At 66.1% G+C, this 17924-nt stretch carries 13 protein-coding genes; 6 read left to right on the forward strand and 7 right to left on the reverse strand.

Features of this window, described 5'->3' with window-relative positions; genetic code table 11:
• Positions 1-153: 153 nt before the first annotated feature.
• The 7 genes from ACODR5_RS10470 to ACODR5_RS10500 form a co-directional block, all read right to left on the reverse strand.
• Complete coding sequence (locus ACODR5_RS10470) at positions 154-3291, reverse strand: type I restriction endonuclease subunit R (RefSeq protein WP_488983597.1); 3138 nt, start codon at positions 3289-3291, stop codon at positions 154-156.
• A 73-nt stretch (positions 3292-3364) separates the two neighbouring features.
• Positions 3365-4537 carry a restriction endonuclease subunit S gene (locus ACODR5_RS10475; RefSeq protein ID WP_488983598.1) on the reverse strand — a complete coding sequence of 391 codons (1173 nt, stop codon included), beginning with the start codon at positions 4535-4537 and terminating at the stop codon, positions 3365-3367.
• A gap of 8 nt (positions 4538-4545) precedes the next feature.
• A complete protein-coding gene (locus ACODR5_RS10480) occupies positions 4546-6108 on the reverse strand; it encodes a class I SAM-dependent DNA methyltransferase (RefSeq protein WP_488983599.1) in 1563 nt (520 codons plus the stop codon).
• 91 nt (positions 6109-6199) lie between these two features.
• Positions 6200-6862: a hypothetical protein gene (locus ACODR5_RS10485; RefSeq protein ID WP_488983600.1), complete on the reverse strand. Its 663-nt coding sequence runs from the start codon at positions 6860-6862 to the stop codon at positions 6200-6202.
• Between the two features lie 461 nt (positions 6863-7323).
• Positions 7324-8499 (reverse strand): thiolase family protein, encoded by a 1176-nt coding sequence (locus ACODR5_RS10490; RefSeq protein WP_005055005.1) that lies wholly within the window; start codon positions 8497-8499, stop codon positions 7324-7326.
• Between the two features lie 30 nt (positions 8500-8529).
• Positions 8530-9732, reverse strand: a complete 1203-nt coding sequence (locus ACODR5_RS10495; protein WP_488983601.1) for an acyl-CoA dehydrogenase family protein — start codon at positions 9730-9732, stop codon at positions 8530-8532.
• Position 9733: 1 nt separating this feature from the next.
• Positions 9734-11056 carry a CaiB/BaiF CoA transferase family protein gene (locus ACODR5_RS10500; RefSeq protein ID WP_488983602.1) on the reverse strand — a complete coding sequence of 441 codons (1323 nt, stop codon included), beginning with the start codon at positions 11054-11056 and terminating at the stop codon, positions 9734-9736.
• A gap of 151 nt (positions 11057-11207) precedes the next feature.
• On the opposite strand from ACODR5_RS10500, the gene ACODR5_RS10505 reads away from it, so the two are divergent.
• The 6 genes from ACODR5_RS10505 (at position 11208) to ACODR5_RS10530 (ending at position 17560) form a co-directional block, all read left to right on the forward strand.
• Positions 11208-11963 (forward strand): SDR family NAD(P)-dependent oxidoreductase, encoded by a 756-nt coding sequence (locus ACODR5_RS10505; RefSeq protein WP_135950158.1) that lies wholly within the window; start codon positions 11208-11210, stop codon positions 11961-11963.
• Positions 11964-12059: 96 nt separating this feature from the next.
• Positions 12060-12959: a LysR family transcriptional regulator gene (locus ACODR5_RS10510; protein WP_135950159.1), complete on the forward strand. Its 900-nt coding sequence runs from the start codon at positions 12060-12062 to the stop codon at positions 12957-12959.
• Between the two features lie 121 nt (positions 12960-13080).
• Positions 13081-14487, forward strand: a complete 1407-nt coding sequence (locus ACODR5_RS10515; protein ID WP_135950160.1) for an IS1380 family transposase — start codon at positions 13081-13083, stop codon at positions 14485-14487.
• Positions 14488-14732: 245 nt separating this feature from the next.
• Positions 14733-15872, forward strand: a complete 1140-nt coding sequence (locus ACODR5_RS10520; RefSeq protein ID WP_488983603.1) for an alcohol dehydrogenase catalytic domain-containing protein — start codon at positions 14733-14735, stop codon at positions 15870-15872.
• Positions 15869-16699 carry an alpha/beta hydrolase gene (locus ACODR5_RS10525; RefSeq protein ID WP_488983604.1) on the forward strand — a complete coding sequence of 277 codons (831 nt, stop codon included), beginning with the start codon at positions 15869-15871 and terminating at the stop codon, positions 16697-16699. Before ACODR5_RS10520 ends, ACODR5_RS10525 begins: the two co-directional genes overlap by 4 nt.
• Positions 16700-16714: 15 nt before the next feature.
• Positions 16715-17560 (forward strand): alpha/beta fold hydrolase, encoded by an 846-nt coding sequence (locus ACODR5_RS10530; protein ID WP_488983605.1) that lies wholly within the window; start codon positions 16715-16717, stop codon positions 17558-17560.
• Positions 17561-17924 lie beyond the last annotated feature (364 nt).

The following is a 17924-nucleotide window of genomic DNA, read 5'->3' on the forward strand; positions in this document are numbered from 1 at the left end:
ATCCTCCCCGTCAGCGCCTCCCGGCACTAACGATCAGTTGTCACCAATCCGTTCCTCACGCCCGTGCGGACAATCCGACGCAGGCTAAAAGCGGTCGCGTCGGGACGCTCTCCATCGAGAGACGTCATCGGATGGTGGTTCCATGCGAAGCCGTCACGCCGCCACCTCATCGGCGAGCAGCGCGGCCTGCTGGATGACGAGTTCGATCGCGTGCTCGCGGCCGTCGGGCGGGTACTTGTAGCGGGCGAGGATGCGCTTGATCTGCGAGCGCATCTGGGCCTGGACGGATTCCTTGTTGCGCCAGTCGATCGTCACCGAGTTGCGGATCTTCATCACCAGCTCGCGGACGATCTTCTTGAGCGTCTCGTCGCCGAGTTCGAGCACGGCAGATTCGTTCTCCGCGACGGCGTCGTAGAACGCGACCTCGTCGACGCGCAGGCCAAGCTCTTCGGCGCGCTTGGCGACGTCGGTCTTGCCCTTCATCTCCTTGGCCATCTTGACCAGCTCGGCGATGATCTCGGCGGTGGACAGGGTGCGGTTGGTGTACTTGGTGAGCGCGGCGTCGAGCATCTCGGAGAACTTCTTCGCCTGCACGATGTTCGAGCGGCGCAGGGACCGGATCTCATTGTTCATCAGCCGCCGCAGCAGGGCCTGCTGCAGGTTGGGCTGCTCGGTGTGCTTCAGCGACTCGAGGAACTCGTCCGACAACAGCGACAGCTCCTGCGAGTTCATGCCGGCACGGGCGTAGATGTCGACGACCTTGTCGGCCGCGACCGCCGCATTCATGAGCTGCGTAAACGCCGTGTCGAGGTCCTGCGGGCGCACGCCGGGACGATCGTTCGGGTTCTGCAGCTTCATCACCGCGACCCGCACCGACGTGAACAGCCGCACGTCGTCCATGATCGCCCGTGCCCGGTCATCGGCCCCGGCCAGCGAATGGGCCTTGACGAGGGCGAGCACCTGGTCCAGGAACCGCTTCGCACGGTCGTCGTCGGCGAGGACGAAGTTCGCCAGCCCTGAGATCTGCTGCAGCTGTTCCGCGCCGGACAGGGACGGTGAGGAGTCGTAGGGATGCTCATGCAGCATCGCCTTGACGATGTCGTGCTTCTCGAGCATGACATCGATGACCTCGTCGATCGGGACGCCCGCCTGCTCGCGGTCAGACGGGGAGTACACGGCGAGAGCGTCTTCGAGGTTGGACAGCAGGCCGATGTAGTCGACGATGAGGCCGCCGTCCTTGTCACGGAATCGGCGGTTGACGCGGGCGATGGCCTGCATGAGGCCGGCGCCGCGCATCGACTTGTCGACGTACATGGTGTGCATCACGGGCGCGTCGAACCCGGTGAGCCACATGTCGCAGACGATCACGATCTCGAGCGGATCGGCCGGGTCCTTCGCGCGAGCCTGCAGCTCCTGGCGGACCTTCTTCGAGTAGATGTGGGGCTGTGCCCACTGCTCGCTCGCGGCCGACCCGGTGATGATGACCTTGATCTTGCCCTTCTTCGGATCGGGGTCATGCCAGTCGGGGTGCTTGGCGACGAGCTTGTCGTACAGGCGCACCGCGATTTTGCGGCTCATCGTGACGATCATCGCCTTCCCGAAGGCGGCGATCTTGCGGCGCTCCCAGTGCTCGTCGATGTCCTCGGCGATGCGCTCCAGGCGCGGTTCGGCGCCGACGATCGCCTCCATGCGCGACCACTTCGCCTTCGCGTCGTTGCCGGTGTTCTCATCGACGCCGTCGATGATCTCGTCGGCGAGGTCATCGAGTGCCTCCCGATCGTCCTTCGACAGATCGAGCGGGGCGACGCGGGCCTCGTAGTAGATCTTCACCGTCGCGCCGTCCTGCACCGCGCGTGTGAGGTCGTACACGTCGATGTAGTCACCGAATACCGCGCGCGTGGACTTGTCGGCGTCGTCGATCGGGGTGCCCGTGAAGCCGAGGAACGTTGCGCCCGGGAGTGCGTCGCGCATGCTCTTCGCCAGGCCCGGCTTCACTCGGCCCTGCGCGTCCATCCGGTCCTTCAGACCGTACTGGGAGCGGTGCGCCTCGTCCGCGATCACCACGACGTTGCGTCGGTCGGTGAGCACCGGATTCACGTCGCCGGCGTCACCGGGCGCGAACTTGTGCAGCGTCGTGAACACGATCCCGCCCGATGCGCGCGTCAGGAGCTTGCGCAGGTCGGCACGGGAGTCGGCCTGCACCGGGGTCTCGGGGAGGATGTGCGCGGGTGCGAACGTGTCGGTGAACAGCTGATCGTCGAGGTCGTTGCGGTCGGTGATGAACACGAGCGTCGGGTTCATCATCCGCGGATCCTGCATGATCTTCGCCGCGTAGAACACCATCTCGAAGCTCTTGCCCGACCCCTGCGTGTGCCACACGACACCACCGCGCCGATCCCCGTCCGGACTCGACGCGCGCACCGTCGACTCCACGGCGGCGTTCACCGCCCAGAACTGGTGGTACTTCGCCACGCGCTTGACGAGCACACGCTTCGACTGGCCCGTCTTCGCATCGTTCGTGGTCTCATCGCTGAACACCACGAAGTTGCGCACGAGATCGAGGAACCGCTGCTTCTCGAAGACGCCCTTGATCAGCACCTCGAGCGACGGCTTCCCTTGCACCGGAGTCGGGGAATCGATCGACTTCCACGGCGCGTAATGCTCGAACGCCCCCGTGAAGGTACTCATCGCCGCCGAGAGGCCGTCCGAGATGATCGTGACGACATTCGTGCGGAACACCGAGGGGATATCCGACCGGTACGTCTGAATCTGGTTCCACGCCGACTGCATCGTCGCGTTCTCAGCGACCGGGTTCTTCAGCTCGAACAGCGCCACCGGCAGCCCGTTGACGAACACGAGCACATCGGGGCGACGGTTTTTGTGCTCGTGGATCGTGAACTGGTTGGCCGCGAGCCAGTCGTTCTCATCCGGGTTCTCGAAGTCGATCACCCGCATCAGGCGGGTGCGCAGGATGCCGTCGTCGTCGCGATACTCCACGCCGATGCCATGGGTGAGGATCAGGTGGATGCGCCGGTTCTCCTCGATCGCGCTCTGCTCGCCGATCGCCAGGATCTCCCCGACCACGGTGTCGACCATCTCGGCCGTGGCACCGGGGTTGATCCGCGCCACCGCGTCACGCAGGCGACCCTCGAGAATGCACTCACTGAACGAGACCCGCTCCGAATCCGGTTCGCCCGGGGCGATCAGCGACGCATTCAGCGTGTGGAACCCCAGCTCGGCGAACCACCCGAGCGCGCTCTCCTCGAGCACCGCCTCGTTCATCAGCGACATCCGGACCCTTTCGCGGCGCGAACGTGGATTACCCCTTCATCCACATGGATACACGACACAAACGACATCCGAATTACGCGGCCTCGTCGACCGGCACGCGGATACGGCCCGAGAGGAGCTCCGGGAGCAGCGCATCCCGGAGAGCGGCGAGGCGCTGGGCTTCTTGATGCTTCTGCCACGAAGCCTCGACCAAGCACTTCGCATCGGTCAAGGCGGCGCCGAGATCGTCGGGAACTGTGATCTCAAAGTCGAGGATTGCCTCCGATGGTAGCGACGCAACTGTTGTGCCCGTCGCGTAGCCCTTGGCTCGAGCACGGAAAGCCGGGGATTGCAACTGTGCCCATAGCGGCATCGCCAACTCTGGTTGCAGGTCGAAGACAACCTTGGATGTGTGATGAGTGTGGAGCGCGCCCTCGAGCGCGGGAGGAACGATTACGCCGCGCCCCACGAAGTCGCGCACCTGCGTCAGATCTGTGTTCGCGATCACGAGGTCCCAGGGCGCGAGCACATGCTTCGGCTTGAAATCCCCCGTATAGAACTTAATTCCAGCCCAATTGAGAGCGCCCGATTTCGTGAACGAACCGAGATTGAGCATCGGTCTTGCTCCCGGAGTCTCGCCGTCATCGAGGCCTGCCCCTTTGTATGAGAGTCCCTTTGCAACTGTGGCGATATCCCCAACCCGCACCTTCCGCTTCCCGGTGCTCAGCCGTGCCGCTGCGAGTTCTTCCGCCACCTCCACCGCGCGCCGGTTGGACTCGATCTTGTCGTCGAGCGCGCCGAGCGTCGCAGCGATCGCACGCTGCTCCGGGAGGGGCGGCGCAGTGAGACGAAGCCCAGCAAGCCGGTGCCTGGAAAGCTCCGTTTGCCCGGTGCTGCCCTCCGCCATCGCCTCGATTTCAGACTCGTGAAACCGTACGGCATACGCCATCCATCGGGGGTCGCTGTCCTGCGCGGGCCGAACTATCGTCACATGGCTGTCAGCCGTCGTTGCTTGGGTCAAGGCACGTACTGGTGCAGTTCGACCGAGGGTACCCACCCCGGTTGAGTTGACCAGGATGTCTCCAACCTGCAGTTGCTTCTCACTCTTCACCACACGCTTCGACGAATCATGTTTTCGCGCCGAATCGAACGTCAGGCGCCCATCACGAATGCAGCGCTGATTCACGACAACAACGTCCCCGCTGTCGGCGTACTTCGGTGTGATCCCCCGCCCGACGATCTCGGCAACGTCCGCGAGCGCTACCACGGGCCAACTCATACCAGCCGCCCCAGCTTCTCGCGCACGACCTTCTCGAGCTCGGCGCCGCGGTCGAACTCGGCGAGGAGCTCGTTCGTGAGCCGTTCGATCTTCTCGTCGATGGGCTCGTCGTCGGCCTCGGCTTCTTCGACCCCGACGTAGCGGCCGGGGGTGAGGACGAAGTCGTGCTTCTCGATCTCGTCGAGCGTTGCGGCCTTCGCGAAGCCGGGGACGTCCTCGTATCCGCCGTCGTGGTTGCGCCACGCGTGGTAGGTGCCGGCGATCTTCGCGATGTCATCGTCGTCGAGCACGCGCAGGCGGCGGGTCTCCATGGTGCCGAGCTTGCGGGCGTCGATGAACAGCACCTCATCGCGGCGTTCGCGGTGGCCATTGCCGCCGCGGTCCTTCGAGACGAACCACAGGGCGACGGGGATGCCGGTGTTGAAGAACAGCTTGTCGGGCATCGCAACGATGCAGTCGACGAGTCCTGCACGGACGAGGTTCTCGCGGATCTCGCCCTCGCCGCCGCTCTTGGAAGAGAGGGATCCGTTGGCGAGCACGAAGCCGGCGGTGCCCTTCGGGCTGAGGTGGTGGATGAAGTGCTGCACCCACGCGAAGTTCGCGTTGCCCTTCGGCGGGGTGCCGTACTTCCAGCGCGGGTCGTTCGCGAGCTTCGCGTCCCACCAGTCCGACACGTTGAACGGCGGGTTCGCGATCACATAGTCAGCGCGCAGGTCGGGGTGCAGGTCGTTGACGAACGAGTCGTCGGACTTCTCACCGAGGTCGGCCTCGATGCCCCGCAGCGCGAGGTTCATCTTCGCGAGCTTCCACGTGGTGTCGGTGAACTCCTGCCCGTACACGGAGATGTCCGACCGCTTGCCGCCATGCGCCTTCACGAATTCGGCCGACTGCACGAACATGCCGCCCGACCCGCAGGCGGGGTCGTAGACGCGGCCACTGTAGGGCTCGAGCATCTCGACGAGCGTCTTGACGACGCTGCGGGGCGTATAGAACGCTCCGGCGTCCTTCCCGGTCTCCTTGCCCGCGAACTGGCCGAGGAAGTACTCGTACACGCGCCCGAGCACGTCGTCGGCGCCGTGGTCGTCGGTGCTGGTGAACCCGATCGACCCGATGAGGTCGACGAGCTCGCCGAGCCGCTTCTTGTCGAGCCCGTCGCGCCCGTAGTTGCGTGGGAGCACGCCGCGGACGCTGACATTCTCCTTCTCGATCGCGTCCATCGCCTTGTCGATGTCCTGTCCGATCGTGGGCAGCTTCGCGCGGCCGAGCACGTACTCCCACCGTGCTGTCTCGGGAACCCAGAACACGTTCTGCGACGTGTACTCGTCACGGTCCTCGAGGAACTCGGCGATCGCGTCCGCATCGAGCCCATCGGCCGCCAGATCGGCCTCGAGCGCGGTCCGCCGCTCGGTGAACCGGTCGGAGATGTACTTGAGGAACACCAGGCCGAGCACGACGTGCTTGTACTCGCTGGGCTCCTGGTTGCCGCGGAGCTTGTCGGCGGCCTCCCACAGGGTCTGCTCGAGGGTCTTCTGGGGCTTCGGCTTGGCGGGTCGGGCCATGTGGATCTTCGGATTCTCTTCTCAGATTTGCGCTCACACGGTCATACGTGAGCGTGTCCTCACGCTACCGAGGGCGACGGTGCGTTGACGTTCAGGGCTGCGGGTACTCCCACTCCCAACCACCTTGTCCCGTCATGTCCAGCACGATCACGCCGGTCGCGGTCGGCACGTCGAGCACCATGCTCCCCGCCACTCGCTCGCCGGGGCCGACCACGGACGGAATCATCTCTGCGTCGGTCAGGCACGACCAGGCCGCCATCGAGTTCGGGTCTCCGTTGAAGGTGGTGCCGTTCTCGGCGATCACCTTCCATGTTCCGTTGAAGTACATCTGATCCGCGAACGCGGAGGTCGTCTCACCCTCGATGTCGATCTTGACGAAGTGACCGTTCTCGGGGCTCTCGGCGAACTCACCCGTGCACCCGGGATCGACAGTGATCGAGGTGACGACGAAGGACGCGTCAAGGGCGTCGATCGAGTCGCCGAACCCGAACACCTCGCCGACCCGCTTGACCAGGTTGCCGCGCGGCGACGTGCCATCACCTGAAGCCTGATCCTCGGTCGGCTCGGGGCTCGGCGTGTCAGACACCGCCGGTTCGATAGTCGGCGTGCTGGGCGCGGGAGCGGGCTCCGTCGGCGCGGTGGGCGCGCATCCAACGACGACCACGGCAGCGGCCGCGATGATGGCCCCGAGGGCAATCTTGTGCATGAGGTGACGTCGCCTTCGTGGGACGGCCGCTTGCGAATCGGCCAGCATCGTCGCTCGCAAGCCACCGTGGGGTGGACTGTGCGATACCCGGATGAAGCCAGGGTAGTGGTGGGGTGCGACATTTCCCGAGCACGGGAAGCGGTGGACGGAAGTGACACGGCGCCCCTCCCGGGATCGGGAGGGGCGCCGCCGGTCGGGTAACCGCTTATTCGTCTCCGTGTAGGTTCCCGCTCGAGATGGCGGATAACCCCAGGGATTCCACGCTAGTTGGCGGTGGTCCCGGACTCAGGATTCCACGGGAAATGGCGGATTCCTACACCGCTCTCTGACGCGCCGACCCTGTCTGGTCAGCGGCCTGTCACGGCGGCGAGAGCGCTGGAGGTCACTGCAGCTGGCCGAGCTCGAGCATCTCACCGTCGAGGAAGAACGTCGGAGGGGAATGCTGAAGCTTCGGTTGACTCTGGGACTGCCAATGACCCCACCACGAACGGATGCTCGCGGTCTCACTGTCACCGTTCCAGCACGACGGCGAGGCCTTGACCCACGCCGATGCAGATCGCCACGACGGCGACGCCGCCTCCGCGTCGCGCAAGCTCATGCGCGGCATGCCCGAGAATGCGGCCCCCCGAAGCGCCCAGCGGATGGCCGATGGCCAGCGCTCCGCCGTGGATGTTGACCCGCTCAGGATCAAGTTCAGGCCACCCGGCGACGCATGCGAGCGACTGTGAAGCGAACGCCTCGTTGAGCTCGACCACGTCGACATCGGCCCAGGACCGGCCGGCGCGTGCGAGCGCCTTGTTCGCCGCCTCGATCGGCGCGATCGGGAACAGATGCGGATCGACGCCATGCGCCCCGCGTCCCGCAATCCGCGCGAGTGGCTCGCCGGGCAGCGCACCCTCCGCGGCGATCAGAACGGCGGAAGCGCCGTCGTTGATCGGCGAGGAGTTGCCGGCGGTGACGGTGCCTTCGCCGTCGCGCGCGAACAGCGGAGTAAGCCCGGCGAGCTTGTCCACGGAAGTGTCGTCCCGGATGCCCTCGTCGCGTGCCAGGTCGGCCCCTGGCACGTGCACGATCTCGCCATCGTAGACCCCGTCAGCCCACGCTTTAGCTGCCAGCCGGTGAGAGCGCACGGCGAACTCGTCCTGGGCATCTCGGGAGATTCCCCACTCTCGGGCGATCTTCTCCGCCGATTCTCCATTGGAGATGGTCCACTGCTTCGGCAGCTTCGGGTTGGTCATCCGCCACCCGATGGAGGTGTTCCACAGTGTCTGGTTACCGACCGCCGGCCACGGCCTCGGCGACTTCTCCACGATGAACGGCGCCCGGCTCATCGACTCCACTCCGCCGGCGAGCACGAGACCGGCGTCGCCGGTCTCGACAGCGCGGGCGGCCTGGATCACCGCTTCCAGCGACGACGAGCAGAGTCGGTTGACGGTCACGCCGGTGACACTGGTGGGGAAGCCTGCCAGCAGCGCCCCGAAACGGGCGACGTCGCGGTTGTCCTCTCCTGCTTGGTTCGCATCGCCGAAGATCACGTCATCGATGCGCGCGGGGTCGAGGCCCATGCGCGCGACGGTCGCCTTCATGACGACTGCGGCGAGATCGTCGGGCCGGATGCCGCTGAGCGCGCCACCCGCCCGCCCGAAGGGGGTGCGGACAGCATCGTAGACAAAGCTCGCGGTCATGGCGGGCTCCCTTCCGTGGTCGGCCGAGGGTCAGGCGAACGCCGATATTCCGGTGATCTGGCGCCCGATGATGAGCGACTGGATGAAGTCGGTTCCCTCATACGTGTGGACGACTTCCATGTCGGTGAGGTGGCGGGCGACGTGGTTCTCCAGAAGGAGTCCGTTGCCGCCGAGGAGGTCACGGGCATCCCGGCAGAGTGCACGCGCGTGCTCGCCGGTGAACATCTTCGCGAGCGAGGCCTGTTCGTTCGTCAGTCGGCCTTCATCCTGCAGGGTGGCTGTGCGGAAGCAGAGCAGCTGCATCGCGGTGAGATCGGCGAGCATGTTGGCCAGCTTGTTCTGCACCAGCTGGTAGCTCGCGATGGGCTTGCCGAACTGGACGCGCTCCTGGACGTAGGCCGCTGCCGCCTCGTACGCGGCGAGTGCGTGCCCGAGCGCCTCCCACGCGACGGTGCTGCGGGTGCGATTGAGGATCGCGGAGACGTCCCGAAAGGAGCTCGACTTCGCGAGCTTGTTCCCGGCAGGGATCCGCAGTCCGGAGATCTCGATGTGCGCCTGCTGGATCGCGCGTTTGGCGATCTTCCCGGTGATCGCCTCGGCCTCATATCCGTCGGGGTATCCTCCATCGGCATTCTTCTCAAGGACGAATGCCTTCACCTTCGAGTCTGCGGTGTCGCGTGCCCAGATGATGACGATGTCGGCGACATGGCCGAGGCCGATCCACCGCTTGGCACCGTCGATCACATAGACGTCTCCTTCGCGGCGGGCTGTGGTTTCCAGCGCAACGGAGTCTGATCCGTGCTCGGGCTCGGTCAGCGCGAACGCGCCGAGCTTGCGGAGGGCTGCCATTTCGGGCAGCCAGCGCTGCTTCTGCTCGTCGTCGCCGAGCAGTGCGATGCTGCCCATCGCGAGTCCCGAGTGCACGGCATTGAGCGTGTTCACACTGCCGTCGCCGCGTGACAGTTCCATCGCGACGAGGCCGGTCTGCAGTCGGGTCAGTCCCGGGCAGCCGTAGCCCTGGATCGCGGTGCCCACGATCCCAAGCTCGCCCAGGGCGGGGAGGATCTGGTAGGGGAAGTCCGCCAACTCCCAGTGTTCGTTGATGACAGGGAGGACCTCGGAGTCCACGAATCCGCGCACACGTGTGATGAGGTTGCGGTCGTCGTCGCCGAGAAGATCACCGATCTGATAAAAGTCCGTATCCACCGGATGTGCCGCCTTCGTGATCGTCATCTTAGTGTCCCTCTTCCCGAATCGCCGGGACGGTGACCCGGCCGCCGACGTGGTCTTCATCGCCTTCCGCGTCTTGCAGCCACCGTCGGACCGCCTCGCCATCCTGGTCGAGTGCAGGAGGCGCGGTGCGGTAGGTCGCGGGGGTGCGGGAGAACGTGATCGGGTTGCGAATGGTGGGCACCGCCTGGTCGTCGGTGCCGGCCGGAACGCTCGGGTCCAGCCCGATCTTGGCGGCGAACTCGACGCCTCCGCGAACATCCAGGACCGGCGCGCATGGGACCTGCAACGGGCTGAGGATGTCGAACCATTCCCATGCGGTCTTGGACGCCAGCCGTGCTGTCAGCAACGGGCGCAGGGCGTCTCGGTGCGCGCTGCGGTCCGCATTGGACGCGAAGCGGGTGTCTGCGGCCAGCTGCGGCAGCCCGATGGTGTCGCAGAACGTGGCGAACTGCACATCGTTGCCGATCGCGAGGACCAGTTCCCCGTCACGGGTGGGGAACGGTGCGTAGGGGTAGATACTGGGGTGGTCGTTGGCCATCCGGGTAGGAGACTGCCCGCTGAGCAGGAACCCGCCGGTCTGGTTGACCATGCCCGACAGTGCGGAGGACAGCAGGTTCAGTTCGACGTGCTGTCCCTCTCCCGAACGCTGTCGGTGGTAAAGGGCGGAGGTGATCGCGATGCACGTGTGCAACCCGGTGATCACATCGAACACCGCAACGCCCGCGCGGAACCCTTCCGCGTCCGGCGCGCCGGTCACGCTCATCAGTCCAGACAGCGCCTGTGCGAGCAGGTCGTAGCCGGCGAGCCCCGCGCCTCCCGCGGTACCGAAGCCGGTGATCGACGCATAGATCACACTGGGGTTCTCCCGCTTGACGGACTCGTAGTCCAAGCCGAATCGCCGGAGCCCGCCGGGTTTGAAGTTCTCTGTGACCACATCGGCTCGGGCCGCGAGACGCTGTGCGAGGACAAGGTCATCGGGGTTGCGGAAGTCCAGCACCACAGACTGCTTGTTCCTGTTAATGGAGAGGAAGTAGGTCGACTCGCCTCGGTACTCCGGTGGCCGGTAGCTGCGTGTCTCGTCCCCTAGCGGACTCTCCACCTTGATGACCGTCGCCCCGAGGTCCGCGAGCAGCATCGTGCAGTAGGGGCCAGCGAGTACCCGGCCGAAATCCGCGACCAGGAGACCCTCGAAAGGACCACCGGCCACGTCCTGCACCGTCCGGCCATCCGGGAGCGAGCTCTTCATCATCGGGAACACCTCAGTCGTCGTGTTCGTCCAGACTCCCAGCAGCCGTTTATGTCCGTCCAATACCTGATCAGGCACGTATTGATGCTCTAATCTCATGAAACGAGGGCTGTTCCAGAACGGCACACTCGAGGCTCCCCATTTCGACGCCACCCTGGTGGTGTCGAGGCGATGGGGCCGGGAGCGGCCCGCGCCTGGGCGTGATCAGCAATGAGGCTAAGGAGAACCCATGGGTAGCAGGCTTGCAGGCAAGGTCGCGATCGTCACCGGCGCGGCGAACGGGATGGGGCGCGCACATGTGCGCCGCCTCGCCCAGGAAGGGGCGAGCGTCCTCGCCACCGACGTCGACTCGGCCGGGCTCGAGCACACCGTCGCCGAAGCGAACCGTGACGGCGGGACGGTCGTGGGGCTGGAGCAGGATGTCGCGATCGCGGCGAGGTGGGACGAGATCGTGGCAGAAGCCGAGCAGCGTTTCGGCCGGCTCGACATTCTGGTCAACAACGCGGGGGTGCTCATCCTCAAGCCCGTCGAGGAGACCACAGAGGAGGAGTGGGACCTCATCTTCCGCATCAACGCCAAGGGTGTCTTCCTCGGCACCAAGGCCGCGGTGCCTGCTCTGGTCCGCGCAGGCGGGGGATCGATCGTGAACATCTCGTCGATCTACGGCATCATCGGCGCACCGAGCGCCGCCGCGTACGAGGCGTCAAAGGGCGCCGTCCGGCTGCTGACCAAGGCCAGCGCGGTGGACCTGGCCAAGTACGGCATCCGGGTGAACTCTGTGCATCCCGGTGTCATCGCCACCCCCATGACCACGGGGCTGCTGGCGACGCCGGAGTCGACGAAAGCCGTGCTGTCCACGACGATCCTCGACCGGCCCGGCCAGCCCGAGGAAGTCTCGAACGTCGTACTCTTCCTCGCCTCGGACGAGGCTTCCTTCGTCACCGGCGCCGAGTATGTCGTGGATGGCGGCTATACCGCGCAGTGATCTCGGTCGGCCGGGGTCTGCGCGACCCCGGCCGACTCATCCAGACTTGTATGCCAATCCACCTTCCATCGGTACGGATTATGCAATAATCCCTGGATGGATCTGCAGCAGCTGCGCACCTTCCTCGCCGTCGCCGAGGAACTGCACTTCGGACGGGCAGCCGAGCGCCTGCATATGGCGCAGCCGCCGATCAGCCGCGGCATCCAGCAGCTGGAGCGGGAGTTGGGTGCGCGGCTGTTCGAGCGGAGCACCCGCAAGGTAACGCTGACCTCGGTGGGCGAGGCCCTCGTCGCCCCCGCCCAGGAGGTCCTGGACGCGCTGGACCGGGTGAGCAGGGTCGCCCGCGCAGCCGGGACGGGCGAGATCGGTCACGTCCGTCTGGCGTACGCGGGTGCGTCCTCCAACGTGATGGTCGGATTGCTCGCCCGAGCAGTCAACCAGAACCACCCAGGCATCCACCTCGAGCTGCTCAGTCAGCACTTCGCCCAACCGGCGATGCAGCTGCTCACCCGCGGCGACATCGACATCGCCCTCGGCAGGTGGGACCACATTCCCGCCGCCGTGCGCACCCGCGTGATCGCTGTCGAGGAACTCGTCATCGCCGTCCCGGAGACCCACCGTCTAGCCGACGCCGGTGCCGTGTCGATCGCGCAGTTCGAGGGTGAGCCGTTCGTGTCGCTCCAACCGCAGACCGGCACGTTGCTGCTGGAGCGGCTGCGACAGATGAGTAGAGCCGCCGGGTTCAACGCCGATGTCGTCCAGCACGCACCGGACTCGTGGACGCTGATGTCCCTCGTCTCCGCCGAGATCGGCTGCTCATTGACCCTGTCCTCGGTGATCGACAGCATCGCCGACCCGCACTTGCGCTTCCTGCGCCTGACCGACGACGTCGCACCTGTCGAGCTGCGGATGGCGTGGCTGCGCGACAGCGACGACCGTGCCTTGCACGCCGTGCTCCGGTTGTCCGAATCCGTCCTCCCGACGCCGCAGGACTAAGCCTCGATCCACCGATGGACGGGGCGTTGAGCGAGCGTCGTGACGTAGAAATGCCCCTCTGATCAGGAAGAATAGAGCTTGCTTAGGGTTCTGTTCGTCTGGTCGGAGAGGCATCTCGTAGATGCAATTCAAGCACGCCCCCGCCGCAGTGTCTGCGGTGTTCGATGATCCGAATCTCGTGTCGGCCGCGGGGCTGGTGCCGATGCTCCGCCTGGCGCGTTCCGCGGGGTTGGACGAGCTCGCGCGTGAGCGGTTGAGCGTCCCGACGGATAAGGGCGCCAACGCGGGTGCGAAGGTGATGGCACTGGTCGCGGGCATGCTCGCCGGGGCGGACTCGATCGACGACATGAACCTGCTCCGCCATGGCGGAATGGGCCGGTTGTTCGACCGGACGTATGCGCCGTCGACGCTCGGGTCGTTCCTGCGGGAGTTCCGGTTCGGACACGTCCGCCAGCTCGACGCCGTCGCCTCCCGGGTGTTCGCGAATCTCGCTGTCGACGCGCCGCTGCTCCGAGCAGGCGATGGCGAGCGGGTGATGGTGGATCTGGACGACACCATCATCGAGGTCCACGGATACCAGAAGCAGGGCGCCGGTTTCGGGTACTCCGGCGTCCGGGGGCTGAACGCCCTCCTCGCCACGGCATCGACCACCTCGTCGGCGCCGGTGATCCTGGCCCAGCGGTTGCGGCAGGGGAAGACCGGGTCCCCGAAGGGGGCCGCGCGGATCGTCGGCGATGCTCTCGCCACCCTGCGCCGCACCCGCGCCGCGACCGGGGCCAGGCCGTTGCTGCGGGCGGACTCCGCGTTCTACGGACACGCGACCGTCGGCACCGCGATCAAGGCGGGCGCCGACGTGTCGGTGACCGTGAGGATGGACCCGGCGGTGAAGGCCGCGATCGCGACCATCCCGGATGATGCGTGGGAGATGATCGAGTACACCGACGCGATCCGTGACGAGACCACCGGGCAGCTGATCTCCAAAGCCGAGGTCGCCGAGGTCCCGTTCACCGCGTTCCGCTCGAGGAAGAAGGCGGAACAGGTCGCCGGACGGTTGGTGGTGCGGCGCATCCCCGATCTGAACCCGAGACAGGTGGAGCAGCCGACCCTGTTCGACGTCTACCGGCATCACGCGTTCTTCACCACCACAGCGAAGGAGGTGATGGACACGGTGGCCGCGGACAAGACCCACCGCGGTCACGCGATCATCGAGCAGGTCCACGCCGACCTCAAAGCGGGGCCGCTCGCGCACCTGCCCTCCGGGGTGTTCACCGCGAACAGCGCCTGGCTCGTCATCGCCGTGATCGCATTCAACCTCACCCGCGCTGCCGGTCTCGTCGCCGACCGAGCGGGACGGCTCGCGAGAGCAACGACCGCGACGATCCGCCGCACCCTGATCCACGTCCCCGCACGGCTGGCGCGCTCCGCGCGCCGAATCACGCTGCACCTGCCCGAGGCCTGGCCATGGCAGACCGCGTTCGACCGGCTCTTCACAGCCACGCACGCGCCACCGCCAACGGTGACCACCTGACCATCGCCGCAACGCGGCACGACCGAGGACCAAGTGGACGACCGGGATGCGACGCCCGGAACTCAACCCTGCCCTCGACGCGTCACCGCGCCCCGATCATGCCGCCCCGGCACACCCACGGCTCATCGGTGGATCGAGGCTAAGGGTCGCCAGGTATCAATCCGCCTGCCATTTGGTATTGGAGAGAATCAGAACGAAGTGGAAGCGTGGAGTCCACTGTGCGTATATCAACGGCGAGGACAACCATGCACGCATTCGCGATCTTCCAAGACGATCACACGGTGACCGATGTGGAATTGCCGACCCCGACCCCCGAAGGCACCGAAATCCTCCTGCGCGTGGTTCGGTCCGGGGTGTGCCACACCGACATGCACCTGCGTGAGGGGTACTACGATCTCGGCAGCCGGGGGCGTCTGAATCTGATCGACCGGGGCGTCACCTACCCGCTTGTCCTCGGCCATGAGGTCGTCGGCGTCGTCGAAGCGGCCGGCCCCGACGCCGACGGGGTCTCGCCGGGTGAGCATCGCCTTGTCTACCCATGGATCGGCGACGGCTCCTGCGACGCATGCCAGGCAGGTCACGAGAACCTGTGCCCCTCGCCCCGTAACCTCGGCGTCGCCCGCCACGGCGGGTATGCCGAGTTTATCCTCGTCCCGCACCCCCGTTACCTCCTCGACGTCACCGGGATCGAAGAGCGGTGGGCCGCAACTCTCGCCTGCTCCGGCCTGACCGCCTACAGTGCCGCGCGCAAGGCCCTTCCGGCCACCGCGTCCGATCCGGTCGTGGTGATAGGCGCCGGCGGTGTCGGGTTGATGGCGATCGCCACGCTGCGCGCGCTCGGCCACGAAGCAGTCCTCGCGGTGGACCTGCAGGAGCGCAATCTGGAACTGGCGCGGCAGCTCGGAGCGACCACGACGATCTCCGCCCGCCAGGAAGACCTTGCCGCCGCCATCGTCGCCGGCGCCGGTGGGCCGGTCGCGGCGATCGTGGACTTCGTCAACAACTCCACAACAGCTCCCGCTGCGTTCGCCGCGCTCCGCAAGGGCGGAACGATGGTTCAGGTCGGGCTGTTCGGCGGAGAGCTGGTCATCCCCACCGCGTTGCTCACTCTGAAGATCGGGCTGCCTGCACCGACCGCACAAGCGCGCATGTCCCCGCTTGACCTCGTCTCCGGCGCGAGAGAAATCGTCGGCAGCTATCTCGGGTCCGCCGTCCCTTCTAGAGATATCCCGTACTACGAGACTCTCTGGCGGACAGGCAAGCTGCCGCTGGAGAAGCTCATCTCCACCCATATCCCGTTGTCCGAGGTCAACGCGGGCTTCGACGCCCTCGCCCGCGGTGAAGCCATCCGACAGATCATCCAGTTCCCCGGGGCGTGCGCATGACGGGCCTCCTCGAGCGCCGGAGCCTCAAGACACCGGACGGGACGCTTCTGCACCTCGAGGGGCAGGGAGCTCCCACCTGCCTGATGGTGCACGGCCTTGGCTACGCGAGCTGGGAAACGAAACCGCTGCGGGACAACCTCCCGACCGGCTACGGCCTGTGGAGCCTCGACAATCGCGGCACGGGACAATCGTCGACACTTCAGGGGCCATGCTCCATCGACGACCTCGCCGACGACGCGGCGAGAGCCATCAACGAGCTCCGCTCGCCGCTCGTTGTGATCGGGCACTCGATGGGCGGCTATATCGCGCAGGCCCTCGCTGCGGCCTACCCAGACATGGTCAGCGCACTGATTCTGATAGGGACCAGCCCCGGGGGCCCGCGGTCCGAGCCTGTGCCGGTCTCGACGACCCGCGCGTGGCAGGCAGCAGCAGGGCAGGCTCCAGACCTCTACGCGCGGCGGACCATGCCGCTCTCGTTCCGGCCCGGCTGGCCCCAGGAGCATCCCGAGCAGTTCGAGCAACTGCTCGGGGCACGCCTCACCCACCCCACACCGCAGCAGACCTGGCGAGCACAATTCGCCGCCTGCGAGACCTTCCTCGCAGCAGGCCTCGACGTGAGCCGGATCAGCTCGCCCACGCTGGTGATCCACGGCAGAGACGACCAGATCGTCCCGGTCGCGAACGGGCGCCTCCTCGCCGAAGCCCTGCCCGACGCGACCTACAGCGAGATCCGGGCAGCCGGACACGTCGTACACCTCGAACAGCCCGCTCTGATCGCGGAGACGATCTCGTCATTCATGAACGACCTTCACCTCACCCATCCCTGAAGAGAGGAAACCGCCATGCCCGTCATTGAAGTCGAGCCCGGCATCAACATGCACTACGAGGATCGTGGCATCGGCGCCCCGATCGTGTTCATCCACGGCTGGGCCGGCAGCGCCGACGCCTGGGACCTGCAGGTTCTCGACCTCGCCCACCACTACCGATGCATCACCGTCGACCTCCGCGGCCACGGTGACTCGGACAAGCCCTGGGGCGACTACACCTACGACCTTTTCGTCAGGGACCTGCACGTCCTCATCGAGAAGCTCGGACTCGACGCCGTGACGCTCGTCGGCTGGTCCATGGGCGGACACATCGCCCTCAAGTACGCGCACGAGCACCCCGAGCACCTCGCTCGCGTTGTCATCACCGGCAGCGGCCCCCGGTTCTGGCAAGCCGAGGACGCCCTCTACGGCACCCCGGCCGACGACGTACAGGGACTCATCGACGCCGTCCGGCTCGCCCGCACCGAGACCCTCGCCGGCCTCTATGGCAACAACTTCCACCGAACCGACCTCAACCCCACCAAAGACTGGTTCGTGCAGATCGGGTGGAAGGTCCCCGCATTCGTCGGACTCACGAGCATCCAGGCACTTATCGACAACGACCTGCGCAGCGTCCTCCCGTCGATTCAGATTCCGGTGCACGTGTTCACCGGCCGCCACGACATCATCTGGGATCCCCGCTGGAGCGAAGAAGCCCACCGTCTGCTTCCGAACTCGACTCTGACTCACTTCGAGAACAGCGGCCACGTCGCCTTCATCGAGAACCGTGCGGAATGGAACGACGCGCTCACCGATGCGATGGAGGGTAGGACCCTCCCGGAGTCGGTCGGCGCCAATGCCGCCGTAGAAGGGGGGGTGTGAACGATGAAGAACCTCACGCTCAAACCCGGACGGGCAGCGGCCGTCCTACCTGAACCACATCCGGCTCACCTGGGACAGCACCGCCGTGTCGCAGATCCAGACTTGGCTCAACTAACTCCACAGGTCTAGCGAACTCCCCGTAAGGCGTCGAACGGGGAACCCAAGACATGGCGGGGCGCCGGAACTCGGCGCCCCGCCATGATCGTTCACCAAATTGGGAGCGCTGAACGACCAGAGCGCCCACCCGACTGGAGAACCTTGGGCTCGGTGAGTCGTCGACAGGCTCCACCACCTGTGCCCTCAAGTTTGTCAGGGCCGCCGTCGCAGACAAGGGCCGCCCACGCCGGAACGCGTCGTCGCCCGG

The organism is Microbacterium sp. FG3, from assembly GCF_057809335.1.

Excerpts from the sequence above, each read along its gene's own strand:
- ACODR5_RS10510 (WP_135950159.1), top strand. The coding sequence starts at position 12,060 with ATGGATCTGCAGCAGCTGCGCACCTTCCTCGCCGTCGCCGAGGAACTG.
- ACODR5_RS10470 (WP_488983597.1), bottom strand. The coding sequence starts at position 3,291 with ATGTCGCTGATGAACGAGGCGGTGCTCGAGGAGAGCGCGCTCGGGTGG.
- ACODR5_RS10485 (WP_488983600.1), bottom strand. The coding sequence starts at position 6,862 with ATGCTGGCCGATTCGCAAGCGGCCGTCCCACGAAGGCGACGTCACCTC.
- ACODR5_RS10505 (WP_135950158.1), top strand. The coding sequence starts at position 11,208 with ATGGGTAGCAGGCTTGCAGGCAAGGTCGCGATCGTCACCGGCGCGGCG.
- ACODR5_RS10530 (WP_488983605.1), top strand. The coding sequence starts at position 16,715 with ATGCCCGTCATTGAAGTCGAGCCCGGCATCAACATGCACTACGAGGAT.
- ACODR5_RS10515 (WP_135950160.1), top strand. The coding sequence starts at position 13,081 with ATGCAATTCAAGCACGCCCCCGCCGCAGTGTCTGCGGTGTTCGATGAT.
- ACODR5_RS10520 (WP_488983603.1), top strand. The coding sequence starts at position 14,733 with ATGCACGCATTCGCGATCTTCCAAGACGATCACACGGTGACCGATGTG.
- ACODR5_RS10480 (WP_488983599.1), bottom strand. The coding sequence starts at position 6,108 with ATGGCCCGACCCGCCAAGCCGAAGCCCCAGAAGACCCTCGAGCAGACC.
- ACODR5_RS10525 (WP_488983604.1), top strand. The coding sequence starts at position 15,869 with ATGACGGGCCTCCTCGAGCGCCGGAGCCTCAAGACACCGGACGGGACG.
- ACODR5_RS10490 (WP_005055005.1), bottom strand. The coding sequence starts at position 8,499 with ATGACCGCGAGCTTTGTCTACGATGCTGTCCGCACCCCCTTCGGGCGG.
- ACODR5_RS10495 (WP_488983601.1), bottom strand. The coding sequence starts at position 9,732 with ATGACGATCACGAAGGCGGCACATCCGGTGGATACGGACTTTTATCAG.